The sequence below is a fragment of the Streptomyces sp. NPDC057963 genome (assembly GCF_042887155.1).
Taxonomy (GTDB): domain Bacteria; phylum Actinomycetota; class Actinomycetes; order Streptomycetales; family Streptomycetaceae; genus Streptomyces.
Genome location: NZ_JBHVPX010000013.1, coordinates 267,775 through 284,023, shown reverse-complemented (window position 1 = coordinate 284,023; position 16,249 = coordinate 267,775). Strand labels below are relative to the sequence as shown.

Sequence of the window (16,249 nt, the reverse complement as noted above, 5' to 3'; positions counted from 1 at the left end):
GTCACTGACAGAAAGGGACGGATAACCGGTGTCGACGCCGTTCTATGTCTCACCTCAGCAGGCCATGGCCGACCGGGCGGAATACGCCCGGAAGGGCATCGCCCGTGGTCGCAGCCTGGTTGTGCTGCAGTACGCCGACGGCATCGTGTTCGTCGGCGAGAACCCGTCCCGTGCGCTGCACAAGTTCAGCGAGATCTACGACCGGATCGGTTTCGCCGCCGCCGGCAAGTACAACGAGTACGAGAACCTCCGCATCGGCGGTGTGCGCTACGCCGATCTGCGCGGGTACACCTACGACCGCGACGATGTGACGGCCCGTGGGCTGGCCAACGTCTACGCGCAGACGCTGGGCACCATCTTCTCCAGTGCGGCCGAGAAGCCGTACGAGGTGGAGCTGGTGGTCGCCGAGGTGGGCGCCGAGCCGGAGGGCGACCAGATCTACCGGCTGCCGCACGACGGCTCGATCGTCGACGAGCACGGCTCCGTCGCGGTCGGCGGCAACGCCGAGCAGATCAGCACCTTCCTGGATCAGCGGCACCGGGATGGGATGACGCTCGCCGAGGCGCTCAAGCTGGCCGTGCAGGCGCTGTCCCGTGATCCCAACGGCAGCGAGCGGGAGATCCCCGCGGAGCGGCTGGAGGTCGCGGTCCTGGACCGTACGAGGCCGCAGCAGCGCAAGTTCAAGCGGATCGTCGGCCGGCAGCTGGCGCGGTTGCTGGAGGCGGACGGCGGCGCCGCGCCGACGGACGCCCCCTCCGACATCGAGGACGGCGAGGAGTCCGGGTCTCCCGCGAGCACGACGGACGTCGCCAAGCCCACCGATTCCACCGACTCCGGTGGGGACGTGGAGTAGTTCCTCCGGTGCCCCGGTCCGTCGCTCCCGGCGGGCCGGGGCACCGTCATGCCTGCGGGCCGTCCGCGGGCGGGGGCGCCGAGGAGCCGCGTGCCACCAGCCGCACGGGCAGGCTGCCGGGCTCGGCCGGGCGGCCGTCCAGGACCGCCAGCAGGGCGGCCATGCCGCGTTCCCCGACCTGCTCGGCGGGCAGCTGCACGGTGGTGAGCTCCGGTTCGACGGCCGTGGCCAGGGCCAGATCGTCGAAACCGGTGACGGAGAGGTCGTCGGGGACCCGGAGCCCCAGTCTGCGGGCGGCCTTGCAGGCGCCCGCGGCGAGGATGTCGTCGTCGCACACGAGGGCAGTGGGCCGGGGGCCGGGGGCGTCCAGCGCCCGCTCCGTCGCCTCGCGGCCCGCGTGCACGTCGAGCGCCGCCGCGACGGTCCGTACGGAGGTGCCGGGCACCGCCGCCAGGGCGTCGTGGAGTGCCCGCGCGCGGACGGCGAAGGTCCAGGAGTCGACCGCCGACGCGAGGTGCACGAAGCGGCGGTGGCCGAGCGCGAGCAGATGGTCCGCGACCTGCCGCATGCCGTCGGCGATGTCGAGGTTGACCCGGGCCGCGACACCGGTGTCCGCCGGGTCGCTGTCGAGCATGACCAGCGGCAGACCGGCGCCGCGCAGCGCGTCGAGGGCGCCGGCGGCCATGGACGAGGCGATCACCCCGTCCAGGGAGGCGCGTGCCGAGGCGAACGGGTCCCTGGCCGGACCGACGCCTTCGGGCGACGGATAGAGGACGACCCCGAAGCCGTGTTCGGCGGCGACCTCGGCGGCGCCGGTGTAGACGCGGGCGAAGAACTCGCTCGTGAGCGCGGGAACGACGAGCAGAGCGGTCCTGGTACGGCCGAGGCGGAGGCTGCGGGCGGCGAGGTTGGGCTGGTAGCCGAGGCCGCGGGCGGCGTGCCGGACGCGTTCGGCGGTGGCCTCGGAGACCCGGCCGCGCCATTTTCCGCCGAGCACGAGGGAGACGGTGGCCTGCGAGACCCCGACGGCCCGCGCGACATCGTGGCTGGTGGGCCGGGGCGGGTCGGGGCGTGACGGTGGTGCGCTGGTCACTCGGGGCCTCCGGGCCGGTTGGGGCAGGCGCCGTGAGGTGGACCTGCGGACTGGGCACATGGTACGTATGAACCTCGACGTTATACGTAAAACTCAGGGTGCCGGAGAGCGCCCGCAGGAGAAGGGCGGGACATGGCCGCGGGATATCTGGACATCCTCCGGGCGCGGCATGCCGCCCGGCTGCTGACGGGAACCCTGGTGGGGCGGCTGCCGAACGGCACCGCGCACATCGCGATCGTGCTGTTCACCCGCGCCGAGGGCGGCAGCTACACCCTCGCCGGCGCCCTCGCGGCCGTGTACGGGCTGTCCACCGCGGTCGGGCAGCCGCTGCTGGGCCGCGCCGTCGACCTGTACGGCCAGCCGCGCGTCCAGCTGCCGGCCGCCGTGGTGTCGGCGCTGGGCATGGCCCTGCTGGCCCTGGTGGGCCTGGGTTCGCTGCCGCTGGCCTACGGGGCGGTGGTGGTGGCCGGCGTCTTCACCCCGCCGCTGGAGGGCGGTCTGCGGGCCCTGTGGCCGAGCGTCCTGGGCAGCGAGGACCGGGTGCACCGGGCGTACGCGATGGACGCCGTCGCCCAGGAGGTCATGTTCACCGTGGGCCCGCTGCTGGTGACCCTGCTCGTCTCCCTGTGGTCGCCCGCCGCCGCCCTGCTCGTGATCAACGCGATCGGGGTCCTGGGGGCGCTCTCCGTCGTCCTCTCCGAGCCCTCCCGCGCCTGGCGCTCCGGGCCCCGCGAGGCGCACTGGCTGGGTGCGCTGCGTTCGCCGGGGCTGCTGGTGCTGCTCGGCTCGTTCTTCTTCGTCGGGCTCGCCCTCGGATCCATCACGGTGGCCGGTGTGGCGTACGCCGACGACCACGGCCGGGAGTCGGTCTACGGCTGGCTGATGGCCGCGCTCGGCCTGGGTGCGCTGGTCGGAGGCGCGGTGTACGGGGCGCGGCAGTGGGCCGGGGCTCCCGAGCGCCGGCTGCGGGGCATCGTCGCCCTGCTGGCACTGGGCTACCTGCCGCTGATGCTGACCCCGGGGGTCGCCGCCATGACCGCTCTGGCGGCGGTGGCCGGAGTCTTTCTGGCGCCCGCGATCGCGTGCTCGTTCATCGTGGTCGACCGGCACGCCCCGCGGGGCACGGTGACGGAGGCGTTCTCCTGGCTCGTGACGACGTTCGGGGTGGGCGCGGCGGCGGGAACGGCCGTGGCCGGCCCGGCCGTCGAGCTGGGCGGTACGGCGTGGAGCTTCGCCGTCGCGGGGGCCGGTGGGGTGGCGGCGCTGCTGGTTCTGCTGGCCGCGGGAAGGGTCCTCGCAGTTCCCGGGCGCACGGCAGTTGCCGTACAGGGATCGGAAAATGATCGAAACGGTGCTGTCGAACCCGGTTTCAGCTCAGGCCATCAGGCGTAATGTTCAGTCATGGACCGCCGCATTTTCGGGCTGGAGAACGAGTACGGCGTCACGTGCACGTTCAGGGGACAGCGCCGACTGTCCCCTGATGAAGTGGCGCGCTACCTCTTCCGCCGTGTTGTGTCATGGGGCCGCAGCAGCAATGTCTTTCTGCGGAACGGCGCCCGCCTCTACCTCGACGTGGGATCGCATCCGGAATATGCAACCCCCGAATGCGACAACCTGACCGAATTGGTCACCCACGACAAGGCCGGCGAGCGCATTCTCGAAGGTCTGCTCGTCGACGCCGAACGCCGCCTGCACGAGGAGGGAATCGCGGGCGACGTCTATCTCTTCAAGAACAACACCGACTCGGCGGGAAACTCCTACGGGTGCCACGAGAACTATCTCGTGGCGCGGCACGGAGAATTCTCCCGGCTCGCGGACATCCTCATTCCTTTCCTCGTCACGAGGCAACTGATCTGCGGCGCGGGCAAGGTGCTGCAGACACCGCGGGGCGCCGTCTACTGCGTCAGCCAGCGTGCCGAGCACATCTGGGAGGGCGTCAGCTCCGCGACGACCCGTTCCCGCCCGATCATCAACACGCGCGACGAACCGCACGCGGACGCGGAGCGCTACCGCCGCCTCCACGTCATCGTCGGCGACTCCAACATGTCCGAGACGACGATGCTGCTCAAGGTCGGCGCGACCGATCTGGTGCTCCGCATGATCGAGGCGGGCACCGTGATGCGGGATCTGACGCTGGAGAACCCGATCCGGGCGATCCGCGAGGTCAGTCACGACACCACGGGGCAGCGCAAGGTGCGCCTGGCCAGTGGCCGTGAGGCGTCCGCCATCGAGGTGCAGCGCGAGTACTACGAGAAGGCCGTGGACTTCGTCGACCGCCGGGGCATCCGCACCGGCACCGTCGCCCAGGTCCTGGAACTGTGGGGCCGTACGCTCGACGCGGTCGAGGCCGAGGACCTCGACCGGATCGAGACCGAGATCGACTGGGTGATGAAGTACAAGCTCATCGAGCGGTACCGGGCCAAGCACAACATGACCATGTCGCATCCGCGGGTCGCCCAGATAGACCTCGCGTACCACGACATCCACCGCCGCCGCGGCCTGTACTACCTGCTGGAGCGCAAGGGGCAGGCCGCCCGTGTGTGCAACGACCTGAAGATCTTCGAGGGCAAGTCGGTGCCCCCGCAGACGACCAGGGCGCGGCTGCGCGGAGACTTCATCCGCAGGGCCCAGGAGCAGCGGCGGGACTTCACCGTCGACTGGGTCCATCTCAAGCTCAACGACCAGGCGCAGCGCACGGTGTTGTGCAAGGACCCGTTCCGTTCGGTCGACGACCGGGTGGAGAAGCTGATCGCGGGTATGTGAGCCGGCGACAGGAAACCCCGGCTTCCGACGCGACGCGGGCCCCGTACGTTCCTCGTGCGGGGCCCTGCGTACGCCCTAGAGTGTCGGGGACTCAACCAACTGTGCCGTCTGAGATCTGAGGAACAAGTGCGCCGACTTGCCGGCCTTCTCGTCGTCCCCCTGTTGCTGCTGACAGCGTCCTGCGGTGACGAAAAGGGCTCCGCTTCCGCTTCCGCCTCCGCCGCGTCCAAGGACGGGTTCCCCGCGATCACCGCGGGCGCGAAGTTCGGCGAGAAGCCCACCCTGGCCAAAGGCACGGGGAACCCGCCCAAGGAGCTGAAGACCCGGGTCGTCAGCGAGGGGGACGGCGCCACGCTCAAGAACGGCGACGCGATCCAGGTCAACTACCTCGGGCAGGCCTGGGACTCCGACAAGCCGTTCGACAACAGCTTCGACCGCAAGCAGCCGTTCGACCTGACCCTCGGCGCCGGCATGGTGATCCAGGGCTGGGACAAGGGCCTGGTCGGCAAGAAGGTCGGCAGCCGGGTCGAGCTGGTCATCCCGCCGGAGCTCGGCTACGGGGCGCAGGGCCAGGGCGACATCAAGCCGAACGCCACGCTCGTCTTCGTCGTCGACGTTCTGAAGGCGACGCAGATCCCGGCGTCCGCCAAGGGCACCGAGGTCGCCCAGGACGACATCGCCCTGCCCAAGGTCGGCACCAACACGGACGGCAAGGCCCCGAAGGTCACCATCCCGACCAAGAGCGACCCGCCGAAGAAGCTCGTCTCCCATTACATCCTGGAGTCCAAGGGCGATGTCGTGAAGGACACCGACAGCGTCGTCGTGAACTATGTGGGTCTGCTGTGGAAGGACGGCAAGACGTTCGACAGCACCTACACCGCGGGCAAGACGCAGACCTTCCCGCTCGCCCAGGTCACCCTCAAGGGGCTCAAGAACGGTCTGGTCGGCAAGAAGATCGGCAGCCGCGTGCTCCTCGTCATCCCGCCGGACCAGGGGTTCGGCGACAAGGCGCAGCAGTCGATTCCGGCGAAGTCGACGCTGGTCTTCGCCGTGGACATCCTGGCGAAGATGTAAGACTGTCCCGGTTGCCCAGTTCATCATTAAGAGGAGCAAGTCAGTGAGCATCGAGAAGCCCGAGATCGACTTCCCGGGTGGCGAGCCGCCGGCCGACCTGGAGATCAAGGACATCTGGGAAGGCGACGGCGCGGTTGCCAAGGCGGGCGCCACCGTCTCCGTCCACTACGTGGGCGTGGCCTTCTCCACCGGCGAGGAGTTCGACGCCTCCTGGAACCGCGGCGCCCCGCTGCAGTTCCAGCTCGGTGCCGGCCAGGTCATCTCCGGCTGGGACCAGGGCGTGCAGGGCATGAAGGTCGGCGGCCGCCGCCAGCTGACCATCCCCGCGCACCTCGCGTACGGCGACCGCGGCGCCGGTGGCGGCCGTATCGCCCCCGGCGAGACACTGATCTTCGTCTGCGACCTGGTCGCCGTCTGATCCGCATCCGTGCGATGCGAGGGCCCGTGCCGCAAGGCACGGGCCCTCGCTTTTGTCCGGACACCGCGGAGCGGTACGGTCGACGGTCGTAGAGCAAAACAGAAAGGGCGTCGATGGCGATCGCCAAGGCCGAGCGGCTGATGAACCTGGCTCTGTGTCTGCTGGGGACCCGGCGTCCGCTGAGCAAGCGCGAGCTGCGGGGCTCCATCGAGGCCTATCTGGAAGCCGGTTCCGACGACGCCTTCAACCGGATGTTCGAGCGCGACAAGGAAGATCTGCGCGAGCTCGGTCTGGTCATCGAAACCGTGGAGAACCTGGACGGCGAGACGGGATATCTCGCCCGCCGCGACAGCAACCGGCTGCCCCCGATCACGCTGGACGCCGAGGAGGCCGCCGCCCTCGGACTGGCCGCCAAGGTCTGGCAGCAGGCGCGGCTGGCCGGTGCCGCCAGTGGTGCGCTGCAGAAGCTGCGGGCCGCGGGCATGCCGGAGGCCGAGGACGCGTACGAGGTGCACAGCGCCCTCGAACCCCGCATCCCCGTTCATGAGGCCGCCTTCGAGCCGTTGATGCTGGCCTGCCGGGACCGCCGCCCGGTGACCTTCGACTACCGCAAGGCCAACGCCGCCCGGCCCGAGCAGCGCCAGGTCGAGCCGTGGACGCTGGAGTGCTGGCGCGGCCACTGGTACCTGGCCGGCTGGGACCGGGAGCGCGGCGCCGAGCGGGTGTTCCGGCTCTCCCGGATCACCGGCCGGGTCCGCTCCCGGGCCGGAGCGTTCACCGCCGAGGTGCCCGACGTCGTGACCGTCCGGGAGACGGTCGAGAGCTGGGCGGGGGAGACGGCCACCCGGACCGCGCGCATCAAGCTGCGCGCGGGGGCCGGATACCCGCTGCGCTCGCGCGCCGTATCGGTCCGGGAACTCGGCGACGGGTGGGACGAGTTGGAGATTCCGTACGGACACGGTCTGGATGCCTGGCTCGTCGAGTTCGGTCCGGACGTCGTCGTGCAGGAACCCGCCGATCTGCGGGCCGATGTGGTGGACCGGCTGCGCGCCGTGGCCAAGGACTGAGGGGACCCATTTCATGGCCACGAACGCGATCGACCAGACCCGCCGGATGCTCTCCCTGGTGACGTATCTGCGTGAGCGCCCCGGCGCCCACGTCCAGGACGTCGCCCGCGCCTTCGGGATCACCGAGGACGAGCTGATCTCGGACCTCGATGTGCTGCCCATGTGCGGGACGAGCTTCCGCGGCGGCGATCTGCTGGACATCGACACCGACGGCGACCGGATCTGGTGGCACAACCCGGACGATGTCGCGGAGCCGCTGCGGCTCGCGGCCGACGAGGCGACGGCGCTGCTGGTCGCCGCCCGCGCCGTGGCCACCCTGCCGGGGCTGCGCGAGAGCGACCGGCAGGCGCTGCTGCGGGCCACCGCGAAGCTGGAGACCGCGGCCGGTGAGGTGGGAGCGGCGAGCTCGCGGCTCTCGGTCACCTTCGAGTCCGAGGGCGGCGTCTTCGCCGATGTCGACCGGGCGATCTCCGAGCGGCGCCGGCTCTGGCTGCGCTACTACTCGCCCGCGCGCGACGAGCTGACCGAGCGCGAGGTCGACCCGATCCGGCTGTTCGCCGTGGGCCATACGTACATGGAGGCCTGGTGCCGGTCCACCGAGGACCGGCGTACGTTCCGGCTCGACCGGGTCGCCGAGATCCGGCTGCTGGACGAGCCGGCCGCGCCGCCCGAGCTGGAGCTGCGGGATCTGTCCGAAGGGCTCGTCCAGCCGTCGGCCGAGGACCCGGAGGTCGTGGTGGAGGTGGGCCCCGGCGGCCGGTGGGTCGCCGAGTACTATCCGCACGACAGTGCCCAGGAGCTGCCCGACGGCGGGCTGCGGATCACCCTGCGCACGCCCGACCCGGCCTCACTGCGCAGGCTCGCGCTGCGGCTCGGCGGGGAAGGCCGCATCGTCTCCCCGCCGGAACTGGCACAGAGCGCACAGCGGGCGGCCCGTGCCGCGCTCGCTGCCTATGACGGCCCGGCCTGAACGAGGACCTGAGAGATATGAGCAATATGTCCGTGATGTCGGGCGTGCCGACCGTGGTGGTGCCCGAGTCCGTACGGTTCAAGGCCGCCTGCCCGGACTGCCGCGAGCGGTTCGAGCTGGCGGCGGGCGCCATCCGCCTCGCCGTGGGTGCCAGCCGCCGGACGACGTTCTACTCCTTCACCTGCCCCGCGTGCGGCGCGGCCGTCCGCAAACCCGCCGGGGAGCGGATAGTTGAGCTCCTCACCGGCGGCGGCGTGCGGACGCTGCGCCTGCACACCAGCCTTTAGAACTCCGGACACCTAGACACATCGAGGCTCTGCGCATGCTCTGGCCCATGCTCGCCATCGCCCTGGGGTTCCTCGGGATCGCCGTCCTCGGGGTGCTGGCCGTCAAGGTCTTCGTCGAGGCCCAGCGTCTGGGGCGTCAGGTGACGCGGACCACCCAGCGCATCAACCGGGCGGCGGAGGACCTCGAACGCGCCGCGACGGACCTCGCCGCCACCGGTGAGGCGTTGCGCTAGAAGGACCGCTCCCACGTTCGGGTGACCCCGGGGCGCCGTGACCCCGCACCCCCGTGAGCAGGGACGATCGAACGGCGCAGGCGCGGCCTCCAGTTTCACGGGTTCGGGGGGTACGCTGCTGAAAGCGGCCCGGAGAGCGAGGCATGGGCCGTAATCGCAAGGATGCATGGGTATTGCCCTGCGTTTACTCCTGCGGGATACGATCGCTGACAGTACGACGATCGGACGTCCGTCCGACGTTCGATCCGCCCCACCCCTGCTGCCTCGGTGAGAAGGTACACGCATATGTTCGGAAGGCTCGGCGCTCCCGAGATCATCCTGATCCTCGTCGTCATTGTTCTGCTGTTCGGCGCGAAGAAGCTTCCTGACATGGCTCGCTCGCTCGGCAAGTCGGCCCGCATCCTCAAGAGCGAGGCCAAGGCCATGAAGTCCGAGGGCAGCCCGTCTGCCACTCCGGCCGAACCGGCGAACGACACCGCCGCCCAGGACCAGGCCGCCCCGCGCACCATCAAGGCCGCGCCGGGTGACGTGACCAGTTCGCGTCCGGTCGCCGAGCCGACCGACTCGACCAAGCGCTGACAAGAAACGGGCCGACGCAGGCGCCCTGATCGGTGAGGGCCTGCTGCACGAGATGAGGACGTGGGTTGCTCAAGTCTGCCCGCAAGCAGGAGACGGACCCAGAGGGGCGCATGCCCCTGGTCGAGCACCTGCGTGAGCTGCGTAACCGGTTGGCCAAGGGGCTGCTCGGGATCGTCGTCGTCACGATTGTGGCCGCGTTTTTCTACAAGGAGATCATCGAGTTCTTCACCAACCCGGTGCTGAAGTCGGTCGGGTGCGCGTACAGCTTCGCCGAACTCGCCAAGCAGGAGGACGGTACCTGCGCGCGTATCGTCCTGAACGGTCTGCTCACCCCGTTCACCCTCGCCCTCAAGGTCTCCTTGATGGCAGGTGTCGTCCTGTCGTCGCCGATCTGGCTCTACCAGTTGTGGGCCTTCGTCGCACCGGGGCTCCACAAGCAGGAGAAGAAGTACTCGCTCGCCTTCGTGGGCGCGGGATTCCCGCTCTTCCTGGCCGGTGGCTTCTTCGCGTACAAGACGCTGCCGACCATGGCGCGGGTGCTTCTGGAATTCTCGCCGGCCGACCTCGACAACCAGCTGCCGCTGGACGAGCTGCTCGATCTGATCACGCGCATGGTGGTCGTCTTCGGGCTCTCCTTCGAGCTGCCGCTGCTGCTCGTCATGCTGAACTTCGGCGGGGTCCTCACCGGCAAGCGCATGCTCGGCTGGTGGCGGGGCATGATCATGGGCATTACCGTCTTCGCGGCAGTGGCCACGCCCAGCACCGACCCGGTGAGCATGCTGGCGCTCGCCGGACCGATCTGGGTGCTCTACTTCGTGGCCACGGGGATCTCGCTCCTCAACGACCGTCGCAAGGCACGGATCGTGGCGGCCGGACCCGCCGACGACGAGGCCTCGGAGCTGGACCTCACTCCTGAGGACATCGGTGAGATCGAACCGGTCTCCTCCGGCCGGTCGTTGCCCACCCAGGCGAGCTCGGACCGTGACCGGGTCAACGGTTACGACGACATCACCTGACCTTGTAGGGTCCCCGGGGTGACCAGCGAGATCACCCTTTTCGTCAATCCCACCGCGGGACGCGGCCGGGGCGCGCACGCCGCGCAGCCGGCCGCTTCCGCGTTGCGGGACGCCGGATTCTCCGTGCGCACGATTCTCGGCGAGGACGCCGACGACGCCCTGCGGCGGGCACGGGAGGCCGTCGCGGGCGGCACCGGTGCGCTGATAGCCGTGGGCGGGGACGGCATGGTGTCCCTCGCCCTGCAGGCCGTCGCCGGCACGAGGACCCCGCTCGGCGTCGTCGCCGTGGGTACCGGGAACGACTTCGCCCGCGCCCTCGGGACGCCGATACGGGATCCGGCCGCCGCCGGACGGCTCGCCGCCCAGGCGCTGAAGGGCGGTGCGGTCCGGGCGATCGACCTCGGCAGGGTCGGTGAGCGGTGGTTCGGGTCCGTGCTCGCCTCCGGCTTCGATTCCCGGGTCAACGACCGCGGCAACCGGATGCGCTGGGTCGGCGGACGGTTCAAGTACGACCTCGCGATCCTCGCCGAGCTCGCCGCGTTCAGACCCATCCCGTACCGCATCGGCCTGGACGGGGGGCCGGTCCGGGAGATCGAGGCGACGCTCATCGCCGTCGGCAACGGATCGACGTACGGCGGAGGCATGCGGATCTGCGCGGACGCCGTCATGGACGACGGGTTCTTCGACGTGACCGTCGTCGGGGACTGCAGCCGCACCACACTCCTCAAGGTCTTTCCCCGCGTCTACAAGGGAACGCACCTCGGCCACCCCGACGTCACCTCGTACCGGGTCTCCTCGATCGAACTGGCCGCAGCCGGTGTCACGGCGTACGCGGACGGTGAGCAACTCGGGGCGCTGCCGCTCACCGCGACCTGCGTACCCGGCGCGGTACGGGTGCTCGCACCGGGTCCTCCCACCGTGATTTAAAGATCGCGTCACTGTCAGAGGCGGCGGGTAGGCTCATAAGCAAGATGACAGAGGACCTCTCACCAGCTGAGCGATACCAGGCTTCTCGGATCCGCGCCGCCGAGCTGGCCACCGCACTCGCGCCCTTCCGCGAGTTGTACGAGTTCGATCTGGACCCTTACCAGATCGAGGCATGCGAGGCGCTGGAGGCCGGCAAGGGGGTGCTCGTCGCCGCTCCGACCGGTTCGGGCAAGACGATCGTCGGCGAATTCGCCGTGCACCTCGCGCTCGCGCAGGGCCGCAAGTGCTTCTACACCACCCCCATCAAGGCCCTGTCCAATCAGAAGTTCGCCGATCTGGTCAAGCGCTACGGGCCGGACAAGGTGGGCCTGCTGACCGGCGACAACAGCCTCAACGGCGATGCGCCGGTGGTCGTCATGACCACCGAGGTGCTGCGGAACATGCTGTACGCAGGCTCGCAGACGCTGCGCGGCCTCGGCTATGTGGTGATGGACGAGGTGCACTACCTCTCCGACCGCTTCCGGGGCGCCGTCTGGGAGGAAGTGATCATTCACCTCCCGGACTCCGTGACCCTCGTGTCGCTGTCGGCGACCGTGTCCAACGCCGAGGAGTTCGGTGACTGGCTGGACACCGTCCGCGGCGACACCCAGGTCATCGTCTCCGAACACCGCCCCGTGCCGCTCTGGCAGCACGTCCTGGCGGGCCGCCGGATGTACGACCTCTTCGAGGAGGAGACCGACCACGGCGGCCGCGGCACCGGACGCCGCGAGGTCAACCCCGACCTCGTCCGGCTCGCCCGGATGGAGAGCCAGCGGGGGTACAACCCGCGCGAGCGCCGCCGCGGCAAAATGGTCCGCGAGGCGGACCGCGAGCGCGAGCGCCGCCAGCGCAGCCGGATCTGGACCCCCTCCAGGCCCGAGGTCATCGACCGGCTGGACGCCGAAGGGCTGCTGCCCGCCATCACGTTCATCTTCAGCCGGGCTGCCTGCGAGGCCGCCGTACAGCAGTGCCTGCACGCCGGACTCCGGCTCAACGACGACGCCAAGCGGCGGCTGGTCCGCGAGATCGTCGAGGAGCGGACGGCGTCCATCCCCGGTGAGGACCTCCATGTCCTCGGCTACTACGAGTGGCTCGAAGGACTGGAGCGCGGCATCGCCGCGCACCACGCCGGAATGCTGCCCACGTTCAAGGAAGTCGTCGAGGAACTGTTCGTACGAGGGCTCGTCAAGGCCGTGTTCGCGACGGAGACCCTCGCCCTCGGCATCAACATGCCAGCGCGCTCGGTCGTGCTGGAGAAGCTCGTCAAGTGGAACGGCGAGCAGCACGCCGACATCACCCCCGGCGAGTACACGCAGCTGACCGGGCGGGCCGGACGGCGCGGGATCGACGTCGAGGGCCACGCGGTGGTGCTGTGGCAGCGCGGCATGGATCCGGGCGGGCTGGCCGGACTCGCGGGTACGCGGACGTATCCGCTGCGGTCCAGCTTCCGGCCCTCGTACAACATGGCCGTCAACCTGGTGCACCAGTTCGGGCGGCATCGCTCGCGCGAGCTGCTGGAGACCTCCTTCGCCCAGTTCCAGGCCGACCGCTCGGTGGTCGGGATCTCCCGCCAGGTCCAGCGGAACGAAGAGGGGCTGGCGGGCTACCGGGAGGGCATGACCTGCCACCTCGGTGACTTCGAGGAGTACGCGCGGCTGCGCCGCGACCTCAAGGACCGGGAGACCGAGCTTGCCAAGCAGGGCGCGTCGCATCGGCGGGCCGCCGCGGCGGCGTCCCTGGAGAAGCTCAAGCCGGGCGACGTCATCCACGTACCCACCGGCAAGTTCGCCGGACTGGCGCTGGTCCTCGACCCGGGGCTGTCCGCCGGACGGACCAACGCGCACGGGCACCGCGGGCTCGAATACCACGACGGGCCACGGCCGTTGGTGCTGACCGCCGAGCGGCAGGTCAAGAGGCTCGCCTCGATCGACTTCCCGGTTCCGGTCGAAGCGCTGGAGCGGATGCGGGTACCGAAGTCGTTCAATCCGCGCTCGCCCCAGTCGCGCCGCGATCTGGCCTCCGCGCTGCGGACGAAGGCCGGGCACATAGCGCCGGAGCGGCATCGCAAGGAGCGGTCCCCGGCGGCCGACGACCGGGAGATCGCCCGCTACCGGGCGGCGTTGCGCGCGCACCCCTGCCACGGGTGCGACGAGCGGGAGGACCACGCCCGGTGGGCCGAGCGGCACCACCGGCTGCAGCGCGACACCAAGCAGCTGGAGCGGCGCATCGAGGGACGGACGAACACGATCGCCCGCACCTTCGACCGGATCGTCGCGCTGCTCACCGAGCTCGACTACCTGCGGGGCAATGAGGTCACCGAACACGGGCGGCGCCTCGCACGGCTCTACGGCGAGCTGGACCTGCTGGCGAGCGAATGCCTGCGGGACGGCGTGTGGGAAGACCTGAACCCCGCTGAACTCGCCGCGTGCGTCTCGGCGTTGGTGTACGAGGCGCGGCAGGCAGACGACGCCGTGGCGCCCAAGCTGCCGTCGGGTCCCGCGAAGACCGCGATGGGCGAGATGGTCCGGATCTGGGGCCGGCTCGATGCCCTGGAGGAGGAATTCAAGATCAACCAGGCGGAGGGGGTCGGGCAGCGCGAACCCGATCTGGGGTTTGCCTGGGCGGTCTACATGTGGGCGTCGGGGCGGACGCTGGACGAGGTGCTGGGCGAGGCGGACATGCCGGCCGGGGACTTCGTGCGGTGGTGCAAGCAGGTGATCGACGTGCTGGGGCAGATCGCGGCCGCGGCTCCGCGGGAGGGGAGTTCTGTCGCGCGGAGTGCGCGCAAGGCGGTGGATGCGGTGTTGCGGGGGGTTGTGGCCTACAGCTCCGTGGGGTGAGGGTTCCGCTGGGTGCGGATTCCGGGGCGGGGTGCGGGTGTGGGTGTGGAGTGCGGTGGTGCGGTGCGGTGCGGGGGTGCGCCTGCGGCGGGCCTGTTCCCCTGCCCGCCCCTTCCCGTAACCGGGGGCTGCGCCTCCGGACCCCCGCTCCTCAACCGGCGGAGGGGCTGAAGATGTGCGCCGGGCGGGCCGCGTCCCTCTCGGCCACTTCCTCGCGGACGATCGGGACGACACGGCGGCCGAAGCCGATCGCGTCGTCCAGCAGGTCGTAGCCGCGGGCCGAGAGGATCTCCACGCCCAGGTCGTAGTAGGCCAGCAATGCCTGCGCCACCGTCTCGGGTGTTCCCAGCAAGGCCGTCGAATTGCCCGCGCCGCCCGTTTCCGCCGCGGTCGGCGTCCACAGTGCCCGGTCGTGGCGCTCGCGCGCGGCGGCCACCGCGAGGAGCTGCCGGGAGCCGGTGTTCAGCGGGCTGTTCAGCGGGCGGCGGCGCGCCGGCCTTGCGGGCCTTGATCCGGGCCGGTGTCCGGTGGGCCTTCTCCCAGGCGAGTTCCTCGGTCGGCGCGATGATCGGGCGGAAGGCGGCCTGGATCCTGGGGCGCGGGCACCGCGAACGTCAGGGGCGGCGGGGGCCTGGCGCCCCGTGACACCACACCGCTCGACCGGGACGCCGTGGCCCGGTTCGGCGCCGCACTCGCGGGCCGCGCCGAGGCGTTCGCGGTCACCGCAGTGTTCTCTCCCGTCGACGGCGGCCAGGAGCGGGAGGCCGCCGAGATCCTGCGCGCCGAGACGGGCCCGGAACGACCGTTCTGCTCTCCAGCGACGTCGGCACCCTCGACCTGCTGGCCCGTGAGAACGCCACGGTCCTCGACCCGGCCCTGTCCGTGCTCGTGGCGCGGGTCGCGGACGAGCTGACCGCCCCGTTCTTCCTGTCGCAGAACGACGGCACCCTGATGGACGTGGACTTCGCCCGCGCCTACCCGGTGGCGACCTTCGCCTCAGGGCCCACCAACTTGATGCGCGGCGCCGCGTTCCTGTCCGGTCTCGGCGACTGCGCGGTCGTCGATGTCGGCGGCACGACCGCGGACGTCGGCATACTGGCCGGCGGTTTCCCGCGCGAGGCGGCGGGCGAGAGCGAGGCCGCGGGCATCCGCACCAACTTCCGTATCCCCGACGTCCTCTCGCTCGGCATCGACGGCGGATCCCTGGTGTCGGCCGACGGCGAGACGGGCCCCCGCTCGGTCGGCTTCCGGCTCACCGAGGAGGCACTGGTCTTCGGCGGCTCCACCCTGACCGCGACCGATCTCGCGGTCGCCGCGGGCCGCGCGGACATCGGCGACCACTCCCGTGTCGCGCACCTGGACCGCGGGTTCACCACCCGTGCGTTCGACCGGATCGCCGAGCGGCCGGCCGAGACGGTCGACCGGATGCGCACCTCGGCGGGGCCGCTGCCGGTCGTCGCGGTGGGCGGCGGCAGCGTGCTGGTGCCCTCGGCCCTGCCGGGGTTCGACGAGGTGCGCCGCCCTGGCCACTTCGACGTCGCCAACGCCGTGGGCGCCGCCATCGCCCAGGTCGGCGGAGAGGTGGACCGGGTCTTCCGGGTTCCCGAGGGGCGCAGGGACTCCGTACTTGCCGAGGCCCGCGAGGAGGCCGTGGGCCGGGCCGAGAGCGTGGGCGCCAGGCCCGGCACGGTCCGCATCGTCGACGTGGAGGAGGTCCCGCTCGCCTATCTGCCGGGCGGCGCGACCCGTATCCGGGTCAAGGCGGTCGGCGACCTCGACCTGAACGGAATCGGCAGCACCTGCGCTACGGCCTGCGCGTCAGCGTTCTCGCGGCCCCGTGCGACCCGCGCTGGACCACACCGGGCGGTCTGGCCCTCGCCGGGCCGCGGTACTTCGGGTACGACGTGGACTACCTGCCGTTCCGGCAGGTCTGACCCACGGCACCGCATCGGGTCCGTCGGGCCACCCGCCCCGCCCACCGTCGGGGGGGGGCGCCCCCCCCGGGGCCCCCGCCCGCCCCCGCGCGGGGGGGGGGGGGGGGTGGCGGGGGGGGGGGGCCCCTCAGCGCAACCCCGCCCCCGCACCACCCC

At 70.9% G+C, this 16,249-nt stretch carries 15 protein-coding genes and 2 pseudogenes; 15 read left to right on the top strand and 2 right to left on the bottom strand.

The genetic code is table 11. From position 1 onward, the window contains the following. Positions 1–28: 28 nt before the first annotated feature. The gene (gene prcA / locus ACFVT1_RS28835; RefSeq protein ID WP_389800552.1) at positions 29–853 is read left to right on the top strand and encodes a proteasome subunit alpha; all 825 of its coding nucleotides are present in this window, start codon (positions 29–31) and stop codon (positions 851–853) included. Between the two features lie 46 nt (positions 854–899). On the opposite strand, the gene ACFVT1_RS28830 is transcribed toward prcA, so the two are convergent. After that, positions 900–2,006, bottom strand: coding sequence for a LacI family DNA-binding transcriptional regulator (locus tag ACFVT1_RS28830; RefSeq protein ID WP_389800551.1), 1,107 nt, complete (start codon positions 2,004–2,006; stop codon positions 900–902). Positions 2,007–2,078: 72 nt separating this feature from the next. Between ACFVT1_RS28830 and ACFVT1_RS28825 the strand changes: the two genes are divergently transcribed. From ACFVT1_RS28825 to ACFVT1_RS28770, 12 genes are all read left to right on the top strand, one after another. Next, positions 2,079–3,338: an MFS transporter gene (locus ACFVT1_RS28825; protein WP_389800549.1), complete on the top strand. Its 1,260-nt coding sequence runs from the start codon at positions 2,079–2,081 to the stop codon at positions 3,336–3,338. Between the two features lie 9 nt (positions 3,339–3,347). Then, complete coding sequence (gene pafA, locus ACFVT1_RS28820) at positions 3,348–4,709, top strand: Pup--protein ligase (RefSeq protein ID WP_093894153.1); 1,362 nt, start codon at positions 3,348–3,350, stop codon at positions 4,707–4,709. Between the two features lie 126 nt (positions 4,710–4,835). Beyond that, positions 4,836–5,783, top strand: a complete 948-nt coding sequence (locus ACFVT1_RS28815) for an FKBP-type peptidyl-prolyl cis-trans isomerase (protein ID WP_389800547.1) — start codon at positions 4,836–4,838, stop codon at positions 5,781–5,783. A gap of 43 nt (positions 5,784–5,826) precedes the next feature. Beyond that, on the top strand, positions 5,827–6,201 hold the full coding sequence (locus tag ACFVT1_RS28810; RefSeq protein WP_266745230.1) for an FKBP-type peptidyl-prolyl cis-trans isomerase: 375 nt from the start codon (positions 5,827–5,829) through the stop codon (positions 6,199–6,201). A gap of 113 nt (positions 6,202–6,314) precedes the next feature. Next, positions 6,315–7,268, top strand: coding sequence for a helix-turn-helix transcriptional regulator (locus ACFVT1_RS28805; protein ID WP_389800545.1), 954 nt, complete (start codon positions 6,315–6,317; stop codon positions 7,266–7,268). A gap of 13 nt (positions 7,269–7,281) precedes the next feature. Beyond that, entirely contained in the window at positions 7,282–8,238 is a 957-nt protein-coding gene (locus tag ACFVT1_RS28800; protein ID WP_362211486.1) for a WYL domain-containing protein, read from the top strand. Between the two features lie 17 nt (positions 8,239–8,255). Then, entirely contained in the window at positions 8,256–8,525 is a 270-nt protein-coding gene (locus ACFVT1_RS28795) for a hypothetical protein (RefSeq protein ID WP_389800543.1), read from the top strand. 35 nt (positions 8,526–8,560) lie between these two features. After that, entirely contained in the window at positions 8,561–8,758 is a 198-nt protein-coding gene (locus tag ACFVT1_RS28790) for a hypothetical protein (RefSeq protein WP_389800541.1), read from the top strand. Between the two features lie 285 nt (positions 8,759–9,043). Continuing rightward, positions 9,044–9,337: a Sec-independent protein translocase subunit TatA gene (gene tatA / locus ACFVT1_RS28785; protein ID WP_362211480.1), complete on the top strand. Its 294-nt coding sequence runs from the start codon at positions 9,044–9,046 to the stop codon at positions 9,335–9,337. Between the two features lie 65 nt (positions 9,338–9,402). After that, complete coding sequence (tatC, locus tag ACFVT1_RS28780; RefSeq protein ID WP_389800539.1) at positions 9,403–10,353, top strand: twin-arginine translocase subunit TatC; 951 nt, start codon at positions 9,403–9,405, stop codon at positions 10,351–10,353. A gap of 18 nt (positions 10,354–10,371) precedes the next feature. Continuing rightward, a complete protein-coding gene (locus tag ACFVT1_RS28775) occupies positions 10,372–11,280 on the top strand; it encodes a diacylglycerol kinase (RefSeq protein WP_389800537.1) in 909 nt (302 codons plus the stop codon). A gap of 44 nt (positions 11,281–11,324) precedes the next feature. Next, on the top strand, positions 11,325–14,159 hold the full coding sequence (locus ACFVT1_RS28770) for a DEAD/DEAH box helicase (RefSeq protein WP_389800536.1): 2,835 nt from the start codon (positions 11,325–11,327) through the stop codon (positions 14,157–14,159). Between the two features lie 151 nt (positions 14,160–14,310). Here the strand turns inward: ACFVT1_RS28770 and ACFVT1_RS28765 are convergent. After that, positions 14,311–14,755 (bottom strand): annotated as a pseudogene (locus ACFVT1_RS28765) (LLM class flavin-dependent oxidoreductase); the annotation flags it as partial. A 355-nt stretch (positions 14,756–15,110) separates the two neighbouring features. On the opposite strand from ACFVT1_RS28765, the pseudogene ACFVT1_RS28760 reads away from it, so the two are divergent. Together ACFVT1_RS28760 and ACFVT1_RS28755 are read left to right on the top strand one after the other, a co-directional pair. Continuing rightward, positions 15,111–15,518, top strand: a pseudogene (locus ACFVT1_RS28760) (hydantoinase/oxoprolinase family protein); the annotation flags it as partial. A gap of 440 nt (positions 15,519–15,958) precedes the next feature. Further along, a complete protein-coding gene (locus tag ACFVT1_RS28755; protein WP_389800604.1) occupies positions 15,959–16,093 on the top strand; it encodes a hypothetical protein in 135 nt (44 codons plus the stop codon). Positions 16,094–16,249 lie beyond the last annotated feature (156 nt).

Bases quoted from the DNA above. Each gene is read 5' to 3' on its own strand.
- ACFVT1_RS28830 (WP_389800551.1), bottom strand. From the start codon at position 2,006: ATGTGCCCAGTCCGCAGGTCCACCTCACGGCGCCTGCCCCAACCGGCC.
- ACFVT1_RS28825 (WP_389800549.1), top strand. From the start codon at position 2,079: ATGGCCGCGGGATATCTGGACATCCTCCGGGCGCGGCATGCCGCCCGG.
- pafA (WP_093894153.1), top strand. From the start codon at position 3,348: ATGGACCGCCGCATTTTCGGGCTGGAGAACGAGTACGGCGTCACGTGC.
- ACFVT1_RS28805 (WP_389800545.1), top strand. From the start codon at position 6,315: ATGGCGATCGCCAAGGCCGAGCGGCTGATGAACCTGGCTCTGTGTCTG.
- ACFVT1_RS28800 (WP_362211486.1), top strand. From the start codon at position 7,282: ATGGCCACGAACGCGATCGACCAGACCCGCCGGATGCTCTCCCTGGTG.
- ACFVT1_RS28795 (WP_389800543.1), top strand. From the start codon at position 8,256: ATGAGCAATATGTCCGTGATGTCGGGCGTGCCGACCGTGGTGGTGCCC.
- ACFVT1_RS28790 (WP_389800541.1), top strand. From the start codon at position 8,561: ATGCTCTGGCCCATGCTCGCCATCGCCCTGGGGTTCCTCGGGATCGCC.
- tatA (WP_362211480.1), top strand. From the start codon at position 9,044: ATGTTCGGAAGGCTCGGCGCTCCCGAGATCATCCTGATCCTCGTCGTC.
- ACFVT1_RS28770 (WP_389800536.1), top strand. From the start codon at position 11,325: ATGACAGAGGACCTCTCACCAGCTGAGCGATACCAGGCTTCTCGGATC.